The sequence below is a fragment of the Thioalkalivibrio sp. ALE31 genome (assembly GCF_000377405.1).
Taxonomy (GTDB): Bacteria; Pseudomonadota; Gammaproteobacteria; order Ectothiorhodospirales; family Ectothiorhodospiraceae; genus Thioalkalivibrio.
This window is the reverse complement of record NZ_KB905034.1, coordinates 1-16,587: the sequence shown is the minus strand read 5'-3', so window position 1 is coordinate 16,587 and position 16,587 is coordinate 1. Positions and strand designations below refer to the sequence as shown.

General features: G+C 64.4%; 13 protein-coding genes and 1 tRNA gene. All 14 read left to right on the top strand.

The annotated features are described in order from the left end of the window. Positions 1-801, top strand: an 801-nt coding sequence (locus D103_RS0113260) for an elongation factor Tu (protein ID WP_018877123.1), incomplete at its 5' end; no start/stop codon positions are given. 86 nt (positions 802-887) lie between these two features. Then, positions 888-963: transfer RNA gene (locus D103_RS0113255), tRNA-Trp, on the top strand. Between the two features lie 37 nt (positions 964-1,000). After that, positions 1,001-1,366 (top strand): preprotein translocase subunit SecE, encoded by a 366-nt coding sequence (gene secE, locus D103_RS0113250; RefSeq protein WP_017940469.1) that lies wholly within the window; start codon positions 1,001-1,003, stop codon positions 1,364-1,366. Between the two features lie 18 nt (positions 1,367-1,384). Next, positions 1,385-1,918 (top strand): transcription termination/antitermination protein NusG, encoded by a 534-nt coding sequence (nusG, locus tag D103_RS0113245; RefSeq protein ID WP_017940468.1) that lies wholly within the window; start codon positions 1,385-1,387, stop codon positions 1,916-1,918. Positions 1,919-1,985: 67 nt separating this feature from the next. Then, positions 1,986-2,417: a 50S ribosomal protein L11 gene (rplK, locus tag D103_RS0113240; protein ID WP_018867954.1), complete on the top strand. Its 432-nt coding sequence runs from the start codon at positions 1,986-1,988 to the stop codon at positions 2,415-2,417. Position 2,418: 1 nt separating this feature from the next. Continuing rightward, positions 2,419-3,114 (top strand): 50S ribosomal protein L1, encoded by a 696-nt coding sequence (gene rplA, locus D103_RS0113235; RefSeq protein ID WP_018867955.1) that lies wholly within the window; start codon positions 2,419-2,421, stop codon positions 3,112-3,114. A gap of 214 nt (positions 3,115-3,328) precedes the next feature. After that, positions 3,329-3,850, top strand: a complete 522-nt coding sequence (rplJ, locus tag D103_RS0113230; RefSeq protein ID WP_018867956.1) for a 50S ribosomal protein L10 — start codon at positions 3,329-3,331, stop codon at positions 3,848-3,850. Positions 3,851-3,918: 68 nt separating this feature from the next. After that, positions 3,919-4,299, top strand: coding sequence for a 50S ribosomal protein L7/L12 (gene rplL, locus D103_RS0113225; protein WP_018867957.1), 381 nt, complete (start codon positions 3,919-3,921; stop codon positions 4,297-4,299). Positions 4,300-4,430: 131 nt separating this feature from the next. Next, positions 4,431-8,510 (top strand): DNA-directed RNA polymerase subunit beta, encoded by a 4,080-nt coding sequence (gene rpoB / locus D103_RS0113220; RefSeq protein WP_018867958.1) that lies wholly within the window; start codon positions 4,431-4,433, stop codon positions 8,508-8,510. A 70-nt stretch (positions 8,511-8,580) separates the two neighbouring features. Further along, positions 8,581-12,801 (top strand): DNA-directed RNA polymerase subunit beta', encoded by a 4,221-nt coding sequence (gene rpoC / locus D103_RS0113215; protein WP_018867959.1) that lies wholly within the window; start codon positions 8,581-8,583, stop codon positions 12,799-12,801. A gap of 108 nt (positions 12,802-12,909) precedes the next feature. Next, positions 12,910-13,287, top strand: a complete 378-nt coding sequence (gene rpsL / locus D103_RS0113210) for a 30S ribosomal protein S12 (protein ID WP_017940461.1) — start codon at positions 12,910-12,912, stop codon at positions 13,285-13,287. Between the two features lie 26 nt (positions 13,288-13,313). Beyond that, positions 13,314-13,781 (top strand): 30S ribosomal protein S7, encoded by a 468-nt coding sequence (rpsG, locus tag D103_RS0113205; protein ID WP_018175517.1) that lies wholly within the window; start codon positions 13,314-13,316, stop codon positions 13,779-13,781. A gap of 21 nt (positions 13,782-13,802) precedes the next feature. Then, positions 13,803-15,899 carry an elongation factor G gene (gene fusA / locus D103_RS0113200; protein ID WP_018867960.1) on the top strand — a complete coding sequence of 699 codons (2,097 nt, stop codon included), beginning with the start codon at positions 13,803-13,805 and terminating at the stop codon, positions 15,897-15,899. Between the two features lie 44 nt (positions 15,900-15,943). Beyond that, positions 15,944-16,587 (top strand): GTP-binding protein (locus D103_RS0113195; RefSeq protein WP_026280371.1); only part of this gene is annotated, 644 nt, incomplete at its 3' end.

Below are 16,587 nucleotides of genomic sequence, written 5' to 3'. Positions count from 1 at the left end.
ATCGTGGTGTTCCTGAACAAGGCCGACATGGTCGACGATCCGGAGCTGCTGGAGCTGGTCGAGATGGAAGTTCGCGACCTGCTGTCCTCCTACGATTTCCCGGGTGACGACACCCCGGTGATCACCGGTTCCGCGCTGAAGGCGCTGGAAGGTGACGAGAGCGAAGTGGGCGCCCCGGCGATCTACAAGCTGGTGGAGGCGATGGACAGCTGGATTCCGGAGCCCGAGCGTGCCGTGGACGGCGCGTTCCTGATGCCGGTGGAAGATGTCTTCTCGATCTCCGGTCGTGGCACCGTGGTGACCGGTCGCGTCGAGCGCGGCGTGGTGAAGGTCGGCGAAGAAATCGAGATCGTCGGTATTCGCGACACCCAGAAGACCACCGTCACCGGTGTCGAGATGTTCCGCAAGCTGCTGGACCAGGGCGAGGCGGGCGACAACGTCGGTATCCTGCTGCGTGGCACCAAGCGTGACGACGTGCAGCGTGGTCAGGTGCTGTGCAAGCCGGGTTCGATCACCCCGCACACGCATTTCGAGGCCGAGGTGTACATCCTGGGCAAGGACGAGGGCGGTCGTCATACGCCGTTCTTCAATGGGTACCGCCCGCAGTTCTACTTCCGCACGACCGACGTGACGGGTTCGGTGGAGCTGCCGGAGGGTACCGAGATGGTGATGCCGGGCGACAACGTCAAGATGACGGTGTCCCTGATCAACCCGATCGCGATGGAAGACGGGCTGCGCTTTGCGATCCGCGAAGGTGGCCGCACCGTCGGCGCCGGCGTCGTCTCCAAGATCATCGAGTGATACAGTAGACAAGTTGACAGATCGACCGCGAGAGGCGGCGCCGGGTGCGTCGTCTCTCGCGTTTGTTTCTTGTCGATTCGATTTATAGGCCAGTAGCTCAATTGGCAGAGCAGCGGTCTCCAAAACCGCAGGTTGGGGGTTCGAGTCCCTCCTGGCCTGCCATCTTCCGGATGGCGGCAGCACCGGGTGATACGTATTCATGAGTGAACAATCGGAACAGACCGGCGTGCTTGATACCGTCAAGCTCGCGGTGGCCGTGGCGCTGCTGATTGCCGGCGTCATGGGCTTCTATTGGTTCCAGGACGAATCCACTCTGATTCGCGTCCTCGGGCTGCTCGCCGTTGTGGGGGTCGCCATCGGCATCGGGATGACGACCGCCAAGGGCAGCCAGCTCGCCGGCTTCATGGGCAACGCGCGCACCGAGGTGCGCAAGATGGTGTGGCCCACCCGCGTCGAGACGACCCAGACCACGCTGATCGTCATTGCTGTCGTGATCCTGGTGGGGATCTTCCTCTGGCTCCTGGACATGTTCCTGGGCTGGGGCATCAGTCGGTTCATCGGATAAGCATCAGGATTCTCGACCATGGCACTACGCTGGTACGTCGTACAGGCATTCTCGGGTTTCGAGGCGCAGGTGAAGCGGTCCCTGGAGGAGCGCATCGAGCGCTTCGGCATGCAGGATCACTTTGGCGAGATCCTCGTCCCCACCGAGGAGGTCGTCGAGATGAAGGACGGCCAGAAGCGCAAGAGCGAACGCAAGTTCTTCCCCGGCTACGTGCTGGTGCAGATGGACCTGAACGACGAGGCCTGGCACCTGGTGAAGGCCGTGCCGCGCGTGCTCGGCTTTATCGGCGGGACGGCCGATCGCCCGGCCCCGATTAGCGACAAGGAAGCCGACGCCATCCTGCAGCGCATGCAGGAAGGCGCCGAGAAGCCGCGCCCGAAGGTCCTGTTCGAGGTGGGCGAGATGGTTCGCGTGATCGATGGGCCGTTCAACGACTTCAACGGCGTGGTCGAAGAGGTCAACTACGACAAGAGCCGCCTGCTGGTGGCCGTCCAGATTTTCGGCCGCTCGACGCCCGTGGAACTGGAGTTCCACCAAGTCGAGAAAACCTGACCGACGCGCAAGCGTCGTTACCTGCTGATCGGGGAGCCGCGAGGCGTTCGCACCCGAGGGAGTTCTCATGGCAAAGAAAATCGAAGCGTATATCAAGCTTCAGGTCCCGGCCGGCAAGGCCAACCCGAGCCCGCCCGTGGGCCCCGCGCTGGGTCAGCGCGGTGTGAACATCATGGAGTTCTGCAAGGCGTTCAACGCGCAGACCCAGGAAATGGAGCCCGGTCTGCCGATCCCGGTGGTCATCACCGTGTACGCCGATCGCAGCTTCACGTTCATCACCAAGACGCCGCCGGCGGCGATCCTGCTGAAGAAGGCCGCGGGCATCCAGTCCGGGTCCGGTCAGCCGAATACCAACAAGGTGGGTACGGTCACCCGTGCCCAGCTGGAAGAGATCGCGAAGACCAAGGAACCCGACCTGACGGCGGCGGATCTGGATGCCGCGGTCCGTACCATTGCCGGTAGTGCCCGCAGTATGGGCCTCGAAGTGGAGGGTCTCTGACATGGCAAAGCTTTCCAAGCGTATGCAGGCCATCCGCGAGAAGGTCGAACCGACTCGTCTGTATCCGGTGACCGAGGCCTTTGATCTCCTGCGGGACCTGCCCAAGGCCAAGTTCCGCGAGTCGGTCGATGTCGCCGTGAACCTGGGCGTTGATCCGCGCAAGTCCGATCAGGTGGTGCGTGGTTCCACCGTGCTGCCGCACGGCAACGGCAAGACCGTTCGCGTGGCCGTGTTCACCCAGGGTGCCAACGCCGATGCGGCGAAGGAAGCTGGCGCCGACGTGGTCGGCATGGACGACCTCGCCGAACAGGTGAAGGCCGGTCAGATGGACTTCGACGTGGTGATCGCCTCCCCGGACGCGATGCGCGTGGTGGGTCAGTTGGGCCAGATCCTCGGGCCGCGCGGCCTGATGCCGAACCCGAAGGTCGGCACCGTGACCCCCGATGTGGCCACCGCGGTGACCAACGCCAAGGGCGGTCAGGTGCGCTATCGCACCGACAAGGGCGGCATCGTGCACTGCACGATCGGCGCGGCGGATTTCGAATCCAGCGCGCTTGCCGAGAACCTGAACGCCCTGCTGGCCGATCTGGTCAAGATGAAGCCGGCGACCTCCAAGGGTCAGTACGTCAAGGGCGTGGTGGTCTCGACCACCATGGGTCCGGGCGTCAAGGTCGATCAGGGCTCGCTGAGCCTCTGAGCAACAACATTCGGTTTTTGGTCGGCTGTCGCGCAAGCGGCACGCCATCCAAGACCGCAGGCGCGGGGCCTTCGGGCCCGGCTTAATACCCCAGCCTGCGCAGATGGTGTCACCCGATTCAGGAAGTACCTGCGACGGGAGCACCGCAGTACCGGGTTCGCCCGGTTTCACGACCGCCTTCGGGTGGTCTTACTAGAGGAGAGTCAACGTGGCTTTGAATCTCGATGACAAGAAGGTGATTGTCTCGGAACTGGCTACGGTTGCTGCCTCGGCACATTCCGCGGTCGCCGCGGAATATCGGGGTCTCTCGGTAGCGCAGATGACCGACCTGCGTCGGCAGGCACGGTCCTCCGGTGTCTATCTGCGAGTGGTGAAGAACAACCTCGCCAAGCGTGCCATTGAGGGGACGGATTTCGAGTGCATGCAGCCCGAGCTGCATGGCCCGCTGATCCTGGCCTTCAGTGAAGAGGAGCCCAGCTCCGCCGCGCGCCTGGTGAAGGACTTCGCCAAGGAAAACGATCAGCTGAAGGTCCGGCTGGTGTCCTTTGGTGGGCAGCTCATGGGGGCGAATGATCTCGATCGCCTCGCGAGCCTGCCGACGCGTGAAGAGGCCCTTGCGCAGCTTCTCGCCACCATGAAGGCGCCGCTCGACAAGTTCGCCCGTACGGTGAACGAAGTCCCCGGCAAGCTGGTGCGTACCGTTGCAGCAATCCGTGACCAGAAACAGGCAGCCTGAACCCTTACCGCCTTTTTCTGCAGCAAGTACTGAATGAATTCGGGTACGACCCGTTAGGAGAGTTAGAAATGGCCGTTTCGAAAGAAGATATCCTGGAAGCCATCGGCAACATGACGGTCCTCGAGATCGTGGACCTGATCAGCGAGATGGAAGAGAAGTTCGGCGTGTCCGCCGCTGCCGCCGTCGCGGCTGCCCCGGCCGCTGCCGGTGGCGGTGAAGCCGCCGCCGCCGAAGCCAAGGACGAGTTCGACGTCGTGATGTCCAGCTTCGGCGACAACAAGGTCGGCGTGATCAAGGTCGTGCGCGGCCTGACCGGTCTGGGTCTGAAGGAAGCCAAGGAAATGGTCGAAGGCGTGCCGGCGACCGTGAAGGAAGGCGCGCCGAAGGAAGAGGCCGAGAAGATGAAGACGGAACTGGAAGAAGCGGGCGCCACCGTCGAACTGAAGTAAGAAGGCGCTTGCGCCTGTTGTTTTCGTGTACATCACGAAGCCCTGAGGCTGGCGGCCGTTTGGTCGTCAGCCTCAGCCCGTGGTGGCGCGGGTTTTGTTCCGCGTTGTTCAGCTAGCCTCCGAGGTAAGCCATGGCCCTCAGTTATACCGAAAAGAAACGTATCCGCAAGGACTTCGGGAAGCGTCCCCAGATCCTCGACGTCCCGTACCTGCTCGAGACCCAGTTGACGTCCTATCGGGATTTCCTGCAGGCGGACCAAGCGCCGGACGGGCGTGATCCCCTGGGCCTGCACGCGGCGTTTCAGTCGGTATTCCCCATCGTCAGCTATTCCGGTCATGTCCAGCTCGAGTACGTGAGCTACCGCCTGGGCGAGCCGATGTTCGACGTGAAGGAATGCCAGATCCGTGGCGTGACCTATGCGGCCCCGCTGCGTGTGCTGCTGCGCCTCGTGATCCACGACAAGGAAGCCCCGGCGGGCTCCACCGTGGTCAAGGAGGTCAAGGAGCAGGAGGTCTACATGGGCGAGATGCCGCTCATGACGGAGAACGGCACCTTCGTCATCAATGGCACCGAACGCGTGATCGTGTCGCAGCTGCACCGCTCCCCCGGTGTGTTCTTCGACAGCGACAAGGGCAAGACGCAGGGCAGCGCGCAGAAGCTGCTCTATAACGCCCGCATCATTCCGTACCGCGGTTCCTGGCTGGACTTCGAGTTCGACGCCAAGGACGGGGTATACGTGCGCATCGACCGTCGCCGCAAGCTGCCGGCGTCGATCCTGCTGCGCGCACTGGGCATGGATACCGAAGAGATCCTGGCCACCTTTTTCGAATTCAACCAGCTCACCCTCGACGAGGATGGTGGCGAGCTGGACCTGATCCCCGAGCGCATGCGCGGCGAGACCGCCGTGGTGGATATCACCGACGGTGACAAGGTCATCGTCGAGGCGGGTCGCCGCATCACCCCCCGTCACATCCGGGAGATCGAGAAGGCCGGCATCAGCACCCTGCGGGTGCCGGACGAATACCTGCTGGGTCGTGTGCTGGCCAAGGGCGTGGTGGACGAGTCCACCGGCGAACTGATCGCCGGCGCCAACGACGCCCTGACCCAGGAACTGCTGGACAAGCTGCGCGCCGAGGGTGTGAAGACCCTGCAGACGATCTACACCAACGACTACGACCATGGTCCGTACATGTCGGACACCCTGCGTCTGGACCCGACCAAGACGCAGCTGGAGGCGCAGGTCGAGATCTACCGCGTGATGCGCCCGGGCGAGCCGCCGACCAAGGACGCCGCGGAGAACCTGTTCTCCAACCTGTTCTTCTCCGAGGATCGCTACGACCTCTCCGCCGTGGGCCGCATGAAGTTCAACCGTCGCGTGGGTCGCGAGACCGACGAGGGCGAGGGCGTGCTGTCGCCGGAGGACATCCTGGATGTGCTGAAGGTCCTGATCGACCTGCGCAACGGCAACGGCCGCACCGACGACATCGACCACCTGGGCAACCGCCGTATCCGCAGCGTGGGCGAGATGGCCGAGAACCAGTTCCGTCTGGGCCTGGTGCGGGTTGAGCGCGCGGTCAAGGAGCGTCTGACCGTCGCCGAGAGCGAGGGCCTGATGCCGCAGGAGCTGATCAACGCCAAGCCGGTGGCGGCCGCGGTCAAGGAGTTCTTCGGGTCCAGCCAGCTGTCGCAGTTCATGGACCAGAACAACCCGCTGTCCGAGGTCACCCACAAGCGCCGCATCTCCGCGCTGGGCCCGGGCGGCCTGACCCGCGAGCGTGCCGGCTTCGAGGTGCGCGACGTGCATCCGACGCACTACGGTCGCGTCTGCCCGATCGAGACCCCGGAAGGCCCGAACATCGGCCTGATCAATTCGCTGGCGGTGTACGCCCGCACCAACCGCTACGGCTTCCTGGAGACGCCGTACCGCAAGGTCGAGGACGGCAAGGTCACCGAGGAGATCGTTTACCTCTCCGCGATCGAGGAGAGCCAGTACGTGATCGCCCAGGCGAACGCGGCCATGGACGACGAAGGCCGTCTGAGCGACGACCTCGTCTCCTGCCGCCACCAGGAAGAGTTCACGATCTCGACTCCGGACAAGATCCAGTACATGGATATCTCGCCGAAGCAGATCGTGTCGGTGGCGGCCGCGCTGCTGCCGTTCCTGGAGCACGATGACGCGAACCGCGCCCTGATGGGTGCGAACATGCAGCGTCAGGCCGTGCCGTGCCTGCGTGCCGACAAGCCGCTGGTGGGCACCGGCATCGAGCGCGCCGTCGCCATCGACTCCGGCTCCGCGATCGTCGCCAAGCGCGGCGGGACTGTGGACTCGGTCGATGCCGGTCGCGTGGTGGTCCGGGTCAACGACGACGAGACCGTCGCCGGCGAGCCGGGCGTGGACATCTACAACCTGACCAAGTACTCGCGTTCCAACCAGAACACCTCCATCAACCAGCGGCCGCTGGTCGCGGTGGGCGACGAGATCGCCCGGGGCGACGCGATCGCGGACGGCTCCTCCACCGACATGGGCGAGCTGGCGCTGGGCCAGAACATGATGGTCGCGTTCATGCCGTGGAACGGCTACAACTTCGAGGACTCGATCCTGATCTCGGAGCGCGTGGTGCAGGAGGACCGCTACACCACCATCCATATCGAGGAGCTCAACTGTGTCGCCCGCGACACCAAGCTGGGCCAGGAAGAGATCACCGCGGATATCCCGAACGTCTCCGAGTCCCTGCTGAACAAGCTGGACGAGTCCGGCGTCGTGTATGTCGGCGCCGAGGTGAATCCGGGTGACATCCTGGTGGGCAAGGTCACGCCGAAGGGCGAGACCCAGCTGACGCCGGAAGAGAAGCTCCTGAGGGCGATCTTCGGCGAGAAGGCCTCCGACGTGAAGGACACCTCCCTGCGTGTGCCGTCCGGCATCGAGGGTACGGTGATCGACGTGCGCGTGTTCACCCGCGACGGTGTGGAGAAGGACGCCCGCGCCAAGTCGATCGAGGCCGACGATCTCGCCGCCGTGCAGAAGGACCTGAAGGACCAGCTGCGCATCTACGAGGACGATATCTACGCCCGCGTGGAGAAGCTGCTGGTCAACAAGACCGCCGCCGGCGGGCCGGACGGCCTGGGTGACGGCTCCAAGGTCACCAAGAAGTACCTGCAGGGCCTGTCCCGCGACAAGTGGTTCGAGGTGCGGCTGAAGGACGACGCGGTCAACTCCCAGCTGGAGGACCTTGGTCGTCAGATCCAGGACCAGCACGAGGCGTTCGAGAAGAAGTTCGAGCACCAGAAGGCCAAGCTGGCCGCGGGCGACGACCTGCCGCCGGGCGTGCAGAAGATGGTCAAGGTGTACGTGGCCGTGAAGCGTCGCCTGCAGCCGGGCGACAAGATGGCCGGTCGCCACGGCAACAAGGGCGTGATCTCGATGATCGTGCCGGAAGAGGACATGCCGTTCCTCGAGGACGGGACCCCGGTCGACGTGGTGCTGAACCCGCTGGGCGTGCCCTCGCGCATGAACGTCGGGCAGGTGCTGGAGGTTCACCTCGGGTGGGCCGCCAAGGGCCTGGGCGACAAGATCAACCGCATGCTCGAGGCGCAGGCCGAGATCGCGAAGCTGCGCGAGTTCCTCGACAAGATCTACAACCACCGCGAGCGCAAGGTGGACCTCGACTCCATGTCGGATGCCGAGATCATCACCCTGTGCAAGAACCTGCGCGGTGGCGTGCCGATGGCGACGCCGGTATTCGACGGTGCCGAAGAGGCCGAGATCAAGGAGATGCTGCGGCTGGCGGACCTGCCCGAGACCGGGCAGGCCCAGCTCTACGATGGCCGCACCGGCGACGAATTCGATCGCCCGGTTACCGTGGGCTACATGCACATGCTGAAGCTGAACCACCTGGTGGACGACAAGATGCATGCGCGTTCCACCGGCCCGTACTCGCTGGTCACCCAGCAGCCGCTGGGCGGCAAGGCGCAGTTCGGCGGTCAGCGCTTCGGCGAAATGGAGGTCTGGGCACTGGAGGCCTACGGCGCCGCCTACACCCTGCAGGAGATGCTGACGGTGAAGGCGGACGACGTGCAGGGCCGTAACAAGATGTACAAGAACATCGTTGACGGTGAGCACCACATGGAGGCCAACGTCCCCGAGTCGTTCAACGTGCTCATGAAGGAGATCAAGGCGCTCGGCATCAATATCGAGCTCGAGCAGGACTGATCTTCTCCGATCCGATTGTGATCCGACGGGGCGTGCGCGCCCCTCGAAACCAAGTTTGTGAGGCAAGCGAATGAAAGACCTCCTGAATCTGTTCAAGCAGCAGACCCAGCCGGAAGAGTTCGATGCGATCCGCATCGGCCTGGCGTCCTCGGACCAGATCCGTTCCTGGTCCTTTGGCGAGGTGAAGAAGCCGGAGACCATCAACTACCGGACCTTCAAGCCGGAGCGTGACGGCCTGTTCTGCGCGAAGATCTTCGGGCCGGTGAAGGACTACGAGTGCCTGTGCGGCAAGTACAAGCGCCTGAAGCATCGCGGCGTGGTCTGCGAGAAGTGCGGCGTCGAGGTCACCCAGACCAAGGTGCGCCGCGAGCGCATGGGGCATATCGATCTGGCCTCGCCGGTTGCGCACATCTGGTACCTGAAGAGCCTGCCGTCCCGCATCGGCCTGCTGCTGGACATGACCCTGAAGGACATCGAGAAGGTGCTCTACTTCGAATCCTTCATCGTGACCGATCCGGGCTTCACCACGCTCGAGAAGCGCCAGCTCCTGACCGACGAGGAATACCTCGAGGCAATGGAAGAGCACGGCGACGACTTCACCGCGCTGATGGGCGCCGAGGCCGTGCTGAGCCTGCTGAAGGAGATGGATCTGCCGGCCGAGGCTGCCAAGCTGCGCCAGGAGCTGGCCGAGACCGGCTCCGAGACCAAGATCAAGCGTCTGGGCAAGCGGCTCAAGCTGGTCGAGTCCTTCCTCGAGTCCGGCAACAAGCCGGAGTGGATGATCATGAAGGTCCTGCCGGTGCTGCCGCCGGACTTGCGCCCGCTGGTGCCGCTGGACGGTGGCCGCTTCGCGACCTCCGACCTGAACGACCTGTACCGCCGGGTGATCAACCGGAACAACCGGCTGCGCCGCCTGCTGGAGCTGAACGCCCCGGACATCATCGTACGCAACGAAAAGCGCATGCTGCAGGAGTCCGTGGATGCGCTGCTGGACAACGGGCGTCGCGGTCGTGCGATCACCGGCACCAACAAGCGCCCGCTGAAATCCCTGGCCGACATGATCAAGGGCAAGCAGGGCCGCTTCCGCCAGAACCTGCTGGGCAAGCGCGTCGACTACTCCGGTCGTTCCGTGATCGTGGTCGGTCCGACTCTGCGCCTGCACCAGTGCGGCCTGCCCAAGCGCATGGCGCTGGAACTGTTCAAGCCGTTCATCTTCGGCAAGCTGCAGCGCCGTGGCCTGGCCACGACCATCAAGGCCGCCAAGAAGGCCGTGGAGAAGGAAGGCCCCGAGGTCTGGGACATCCTCGAAGAGGTGATCCGCGAGCACCCGGTGATGCTGAACCGTGCCCCGACCCTGCACCGCCTGGGCATCCAGGCCTTCGAACCGGTGCTGATCGAGGGCAAGGCGATCCAGCTGCATCCGCTGGTCTGTGCCGCGTTCAACGCCGACTTCGACGGTGACCAGATGGCCGTGCACGTGCCGCTGTCGCTGGAGGCCCAGCTGGAGGCGCGCACGCTGATGCTGTCCTCCAACAACGTGCTGTCGCCGGCCAACGGCGAGCCGATCATCGTGCCGTCGCAGGATATCGTGCTGGGTCTATACTACCTGTCGCGCGAGAAGGTCAACGCCAAGGGCGAAGGGATGACCTTCTCCGACGTGGACGAGGTGCACCGCGCCTACGAGCACAAGCAGGTGGACCTGCATGCGCGCATCACCGTGCGCATCGCGGACACCATGGCCGACGTCGCCGAGGGCGAAGCGCTGCCGTCCATGCGCGTGGAGACCACGGTCGGTCGCGCGATCCTGTCGCGCATCATGCCCAAGGGCCTGCCGTTCGAGCTGATCGACCGCGAGCTGAACAAGAAGGCGATCTCCGGGCTGATCAACTCCTGCTACCGCCGCCTGGGCCTGAAGGACACGGTCGTGTTCGCGGACCAGCTGATGTACGCGGGCTTTTACTACTCCACCCGTGCCGGCGTGTCTTTCTGCGCCGACGACATGGTGATCCCGGACGAGAAGCACCCGATCCTGCAGGGCGCCGAGGACCAGGTGAAGGAGATCGAGGATCAGTACGCCTCGGGTCTCGTCACCAAGGGCGAACGCTACAACAAGGTCGTGGATATCTGGTCGCACTGCAATGACCAGGTCGCCAAGGCCATGATGGAACGCCTCGGCAAGGAGCAGGTCACCAACAAGGACGGCGAGACGGTCGAGCAGAACTCGTTCAACTCGATCTTCATGATGGCCGATTCCGGCGCGCGTGGTTCCGCCGCGCAGATCCGACAGCTGGCCGGCATGCGCGGCCTGATGGCCAAGCCGGACGGCTCCATCATCGAGACGCCGATCACCGCGAACTTCCGCGAGGGTCTGAACGTCCTGCAGTACTTCATCTCGACCCACGGGGCGCGCAAGGGCCTGGCCGATACCGCGCTGAAGACCGCGAACTCGGGTTACCTGACCCGTCGCCTGGTGGATGTCTCCCAGGACGTTGTGGTGACCGAGCCGGATTGCGGCACCGAGCAGGGCCTGTTGATGAAGCCGATCATCGAGGGTGGCGACGTCGTGGAGCCGCTGCGCGATCGCGTGCTGGGGCGTACCACCGCGGTGGACGTGCTCCGCCCGGGCACCGACGAGGTGCTGGTGCCCGCGGGCACCCTGCTGGACGAGGCCATGGTGGACACCCTGGACGGCGCGTCGGTGGACGAGGTGCTGGTGCGTTCGGCGATCACCTGCGAGACCCGCCAGGGCATCTGCGCCAAGTGCTACGGGCGTGATCTGGCCCGTGGCCACGAGGTCAACGCCGGGGAGGCCGTGGGCGTCATCGCCGCGCAGTCGATCGGCGAGCCGGGTACCCAGCTGACCATGCGTACCTTCCACATCGGCGGGGCCGCGAGCCGCGCGGTGACGGTCAGCGCGATCCAGGTGAAGAACTCCGGGGCCGCGCGTCTGCACAACCTGAAGACGGTCACCAACAAGGCCGGTAACCTGGTCGCGGTATCGCGTTCCGGCGAGCTGGGCGTGATCGACGATCAGGGTCGCGAGCGCGAGCGTTACAAGATCCCGTACGGCGCGACCATCACGGTCCACGACGGGGACACCGTCGAGGCCGGCCAGGAGGTCGCGACCTGGGATCCGCATACCCATCCGATCGTCACCGAGGTGGCCGGTAACATCCGTCTGGCGGATTTCGTCGAGAACGTCACCGTCACCAAGGAGACCGACGAGTTCACCGGGCTGTCGTCCAACGTGGTGCTGGATCCGAAGAGCCGCTCGTCGGCCGGCAAGGACCTGCGCCCGACGGTCAAGCTGCTCGACGACGACGGCAACGAGGTGTACATCCCGGGCACCGACATGCCCGCGCAGTACATGCTGCCGGCCAACGCGATCTTCAACCTGGAGGACAACGCCCGGGTCGAGGTCGGTGACGTCATCGCGCGCCTGCCGCAGGAGTCCTCCAAGACCCGTGATATCACCGGGGGTCTGCCCCGCGTGGCCGACCTGTTCGAGGCACGCCGTCCGAAGGAGCCGGCGGTGCTGGCGGAGATCTCGGGTACCGTGTCGTTCGGCAAGGAGACCAAGGGCAAGCAGCGCCTGGTGATCACCCCGGACAAGGGCGACCCGGTCGAGATGCTGATCCCGAAGCTGCGGACCGTGAACGTCTTCGAGGGCGAGCGCGTGGAGCGTGGCGAGGTCGTAGTCGATGGCGAGCTGGATCCGCACGACATCCTGCGCCTGCGCGGTGTCACCACCCTGGCCGAGTACCAGGTGCAGGAGATCCAGGACGTCTACCGCCTGCAGGGCGTGAAGATCAACGACAAGCACATCGAGGTGATCGTCCGCCAGATGATGCGCAAGGTGAACATCGTGGACGCCGGCGATACCAAGTTCCTCGCCGGGGACCAGGTCGATCGCGTGCGTGTCCTCGAGGAGAACGAACAACTGGGTGCGGATCAGCAGCCGGCGACCTACGAGCGCGTGCTGCTCGGGATCACCAAGGCCTCGCTGGTCACCGAGTCGTTCATCTCCGCGGCCTCCTTCCAGGAGACCACCCGCGTACTGACTGAGGCGTCCACCCGTGGCGCCCGCGACGACCTGCGCGGTCTGAAGGAGAACGTGATTGTCGGGCGCCTGATCCCCGCCGGGACGGGCCTCGCCTACCACAAGGAGCGCCGTCGCAAGCGCGCGCTGGAAATGCCCGAGTTCGAGGCGGTCGAGGAGACCCAGGCGGCCACCGCCGAGTCCGAGCCCGCCACCACCGATCCGGGTACCGCGGAAGACGGGTCCGAGTGACCCGTCCCATCTTGACACTCACGGGGGCGGCGATTAGAATTCCGCTCCCTCGACAGGCCGGTCTCGGCGCCGGCCTGTCGTTATTTTTAGGCTAGGAGAAAGGGTTTCATGGCCACGATCAACCAGTTGGTACGCAAGCCCCGCAAGCGCCCCGTCGAAAAGAGCGATGTGCCGGCGCTGCAGGGTTCCCCGCAGAAGCGCGGGGTCTGCACCCGTGTCTACACGACCACCCCGAAAAAGCCGAACTCGGCGCTGCGCAAGGTTGCGCGCGTGCGGCTGACCAATGGCTACGAAGTCAGTAGCTACATCGGTGGGGAAGGCCACAACCTGCAGGAGCACTCGGTGGTCCTGATCCGGGGCGGCCGCGTGAAGGACCTCCCGGGTGTGCGCTACCACACGGTGCGCGGCAGCCTGGATACCCAGGGCGTGCAGAAGCGTGCCCAGGGCCGGTCCAAGTACGGCACCAAGCGTCCCAAGAAATCCTAACCGAGATCCAGTCCGGGAACTGAAACATGTCTAGAAGAGCAGCTGCCCCCAAGCGTCACATCCTCCCCGACCCGAAGTTCGGAAGCGAGCGCCTGGCCAAGTTCATCAACACGGTCATGCGCGACGGCAAGAAGTCCGTCGCCGAACAGGTCGTGTACGGCGCCCTGGACCAGATCGAGTCCAAGCAGGGCGACGGGATGGGCGCGCTGGAGCGTGCCCTGGACAACATCCGTCCGCGCGTCGAGGTCAAGTCGCGCCGCGTCGGAGGTGCGACCTATCAGGTTCCTGTGGAAGTCCGCTCGGTGCGTCAGGACGCGCTGGCGATGCGCTGGGTGGTCGAGGCCGCCCGCAAGCGTGGCGAACGGACCATGGCCCTGAAGCTGGCTGGCGAACTGATGGACGCCGCCGACAGCAAGGGCTCCGCCGTGAAGAAGCGCGAAGACACTCACCGCATGGCGGAAGCGAACAAGGCGTTCGCCCATTTCCGCTGGTAAATCTGTTTAGAGAGGCTCACCGTGGCACGCAAGACCCCACTTAAGCGCTACCGGAACATCGGGATCAGCGCGCACATCGACGCCGGCAAGACGACGACGACCGAACGCATCCTGTTCTACACCGGTCTGTCGCACAAGATCGGCGAGGTGCATGACGGTGCAGCCGTGATGGACTGGATGGAGCAGGAGCAGGAGCGCGGGATCACCATCACTTCCGCGGCGACCACCAGCTTCTGGTCCGGCATGGCCAAGCAGTTCGACGAGCACCGGGTGAATATCATCGATACCCCCGGGCACGTGGACTTCACCATCGAGGTCGAGCGCTCCATGCGTGTGCTCGACGGCGCGGTCATGGTGTATTGCGCGGTCGGTGGTGTGCAGCCGCAGTCCGAGACCGTGTGGCGCCAGGCGACCAAGTACGCCGTGCCGCGTATGGCGTTCGTCAACAAGATGGACCGCGCCGGCGCCGACTTCCTGCGCGTCTATGAACAGATGAAGGAGCGCCTGCAGGCGAACCCGGTCCCGATCCAGCTGCCGATCGGCGCGGAGGACCAGTTCAAGGGCGTGATCGACCTGGTGAAGATGCAGGCCATCTACTGGGACGAGGACAACTTCGGGATCTCCTTCGAGTACAAGGATATTCCGGACGAGCTGAAGGCCGACGCCGAGAAGTGGCGCGAGAACATGCTCGAGGCGGCCGCCGAGGCCAACGAAGAGCTGATGGATAAGTACCTCAACGAGGGCACCCTCAGCGAGGAAGAGATCAAGTCTGCGCTGCGCCACCGCACCATCGAGCTCGAGATCGTGCCGATGCTGTGCGGCTCCGCGTTCAAGAACAAGGGTGTGCAGGCGATGCTCGACGCGGTCGTCGAGTACCTGCCGTCGCCGGAAGAGGTCAAGGCCATCAAGGGCGTCAAGGCCGGCACCGAGGAGCCGGTCGAGAAGCACGCCTCCGATGACGAGCCGTTCGCCGCGCTGGCGTTCAAGATCATGACCGACCCCTACGTCGGCTCGCTGACCTTCGTGCGCGTCTACTCTGGCGTGCTGTCGGCCGGCGACTCGGTCCTGAACACGCAGAACAATCGACGCGAGCGCATCGGCCGCATCCTGCAGATGCACTCGAACTCCCGCGAGGAGATCAAGGAGCTGCGCGCGGGTGACATCGGCGCCGTGGTCGGTTTGAAGGACCTGTACACCGGGACCACGCTGTGCGACCCGAACGACCCGGTCGAACTGGAGCGCATGGAGTTCCCGGATCCGGTGATCTCCATCGCGGTCGAGCCGAAAACCAAGACCGACCAGGAAAAGATGGGTATCGCGCTGAACAAGCTGGCGCAGGAAGATCCGTCGTTCCGCGTGCGGACCGACGAGGAATCCGGGCAGACCATCATCTCCGGCATGGGCGAGCTGCACCTGGAGGTGCTGGTCGACCGCATGAAGCGGGAATTCAAGGTCGAGGCGAACGTGGGTCAGCCCCAGGTGGCCTACCGCGAGACCATCCGCAAGACGGTCGAACAGGAAGGCAAGTTCGTGCGCCAGTCCGGTGGTCGCGGACAGTACGGTCACGTCTGGATCCGCATCGAGCCGCTGGAGCCGGGCGAAGGCTACAAGTTCGAGAACGCCATCGTGGGTGGTGTGGTGCCGAAGGATTACATCCCGGCCGTCTCCAAGGGCATCGAAGAACAGATGGCCAACGGTGTGCTCGCCGGGTATCCGGTCGAGGACGTCAAGGTCACCCTGTTCGACGGTTCCTACCATGACGTCGACTCCAACGAGATGGCGTTCAAGGTGGCCGGTTCGATGGCCTTCAAGGAAGGCGCCCTGAAGGCGGGTGCCGTGCTGCTCGAGCCGATGATGAAGGTCGAGGTCGAGACGCCCGAGGAGTACATGGGCGACGTGATGGGCGACCTTAATCGCCGCAGGGGTCTGGTGAAGGGCATGGAAGACGTGGCCGGCCAGAAGCTGCTGAAGGCCGAGGTGCCGCTGTCCGAGATGTTCGGCTACTCGACCCAGCTGCGCTCGATGAGCCAGGGCCGCGCGACCTACTCGATGGAATTCGAGAAGTACGCCGAGGCCCCCGCCCAGATCGCCGAGGCGGTTGCCGCCAAGGCGTCCTGATACCGAATTCGCGTTATTTGAAAGAACTGCAAGAGGTTTGAGCTGTGTCCAAGGAAAAGTTCGAGCGTAAGAAGCCGCATGTGAATGTGGGGACGATTGGTCATGTGGACCATGGGAAAACGACGCTGACGGCGGCGATGACGGCGGTGCTGGGCAAGAAGTACGGGAGCGAAGCCCGTGCGTTTGACCAGATCGACAATGCGCCGGAAGAGAAGGCGCGCGGGATCACGATTGCGACCGCGCACGTCGAATACGAAAGCGACATTCGCCACTATGCGCACGTCGACTGCCCCGGGCACGCGGACTATGTGAAGAACATGATCACGGGTGCGGCGCAGATGGACGGCGCGATCCTGGTGGTGTCGGCGGCCGATGGCCCGATGCCGCAGACCCGCGAGCACATCCTGCTGGCGCGTCAGGTCGGTGTGCCGTACATCGTGGTGTTCCTGAACAAGGCCGACATGGTCGACGATCCGGAGCTGCTGGAGCTGGTCGAGATGGAAGTTCGCGACCTGCTGTCCTCCTACGATTTCCCGGGTGACGACACCCCGGTGATCACCGGTTCCGCGCTGAAGGCGCTGGAAGGTGACGAGAGCGAAGTGGGCGCCCCGGCGATCTACAAGCTGGTGGAGGCGATGGACAGCTGGATTCCGGAGCCCGAGCGTGCCGTGGACGGCGCGTTCCTGAT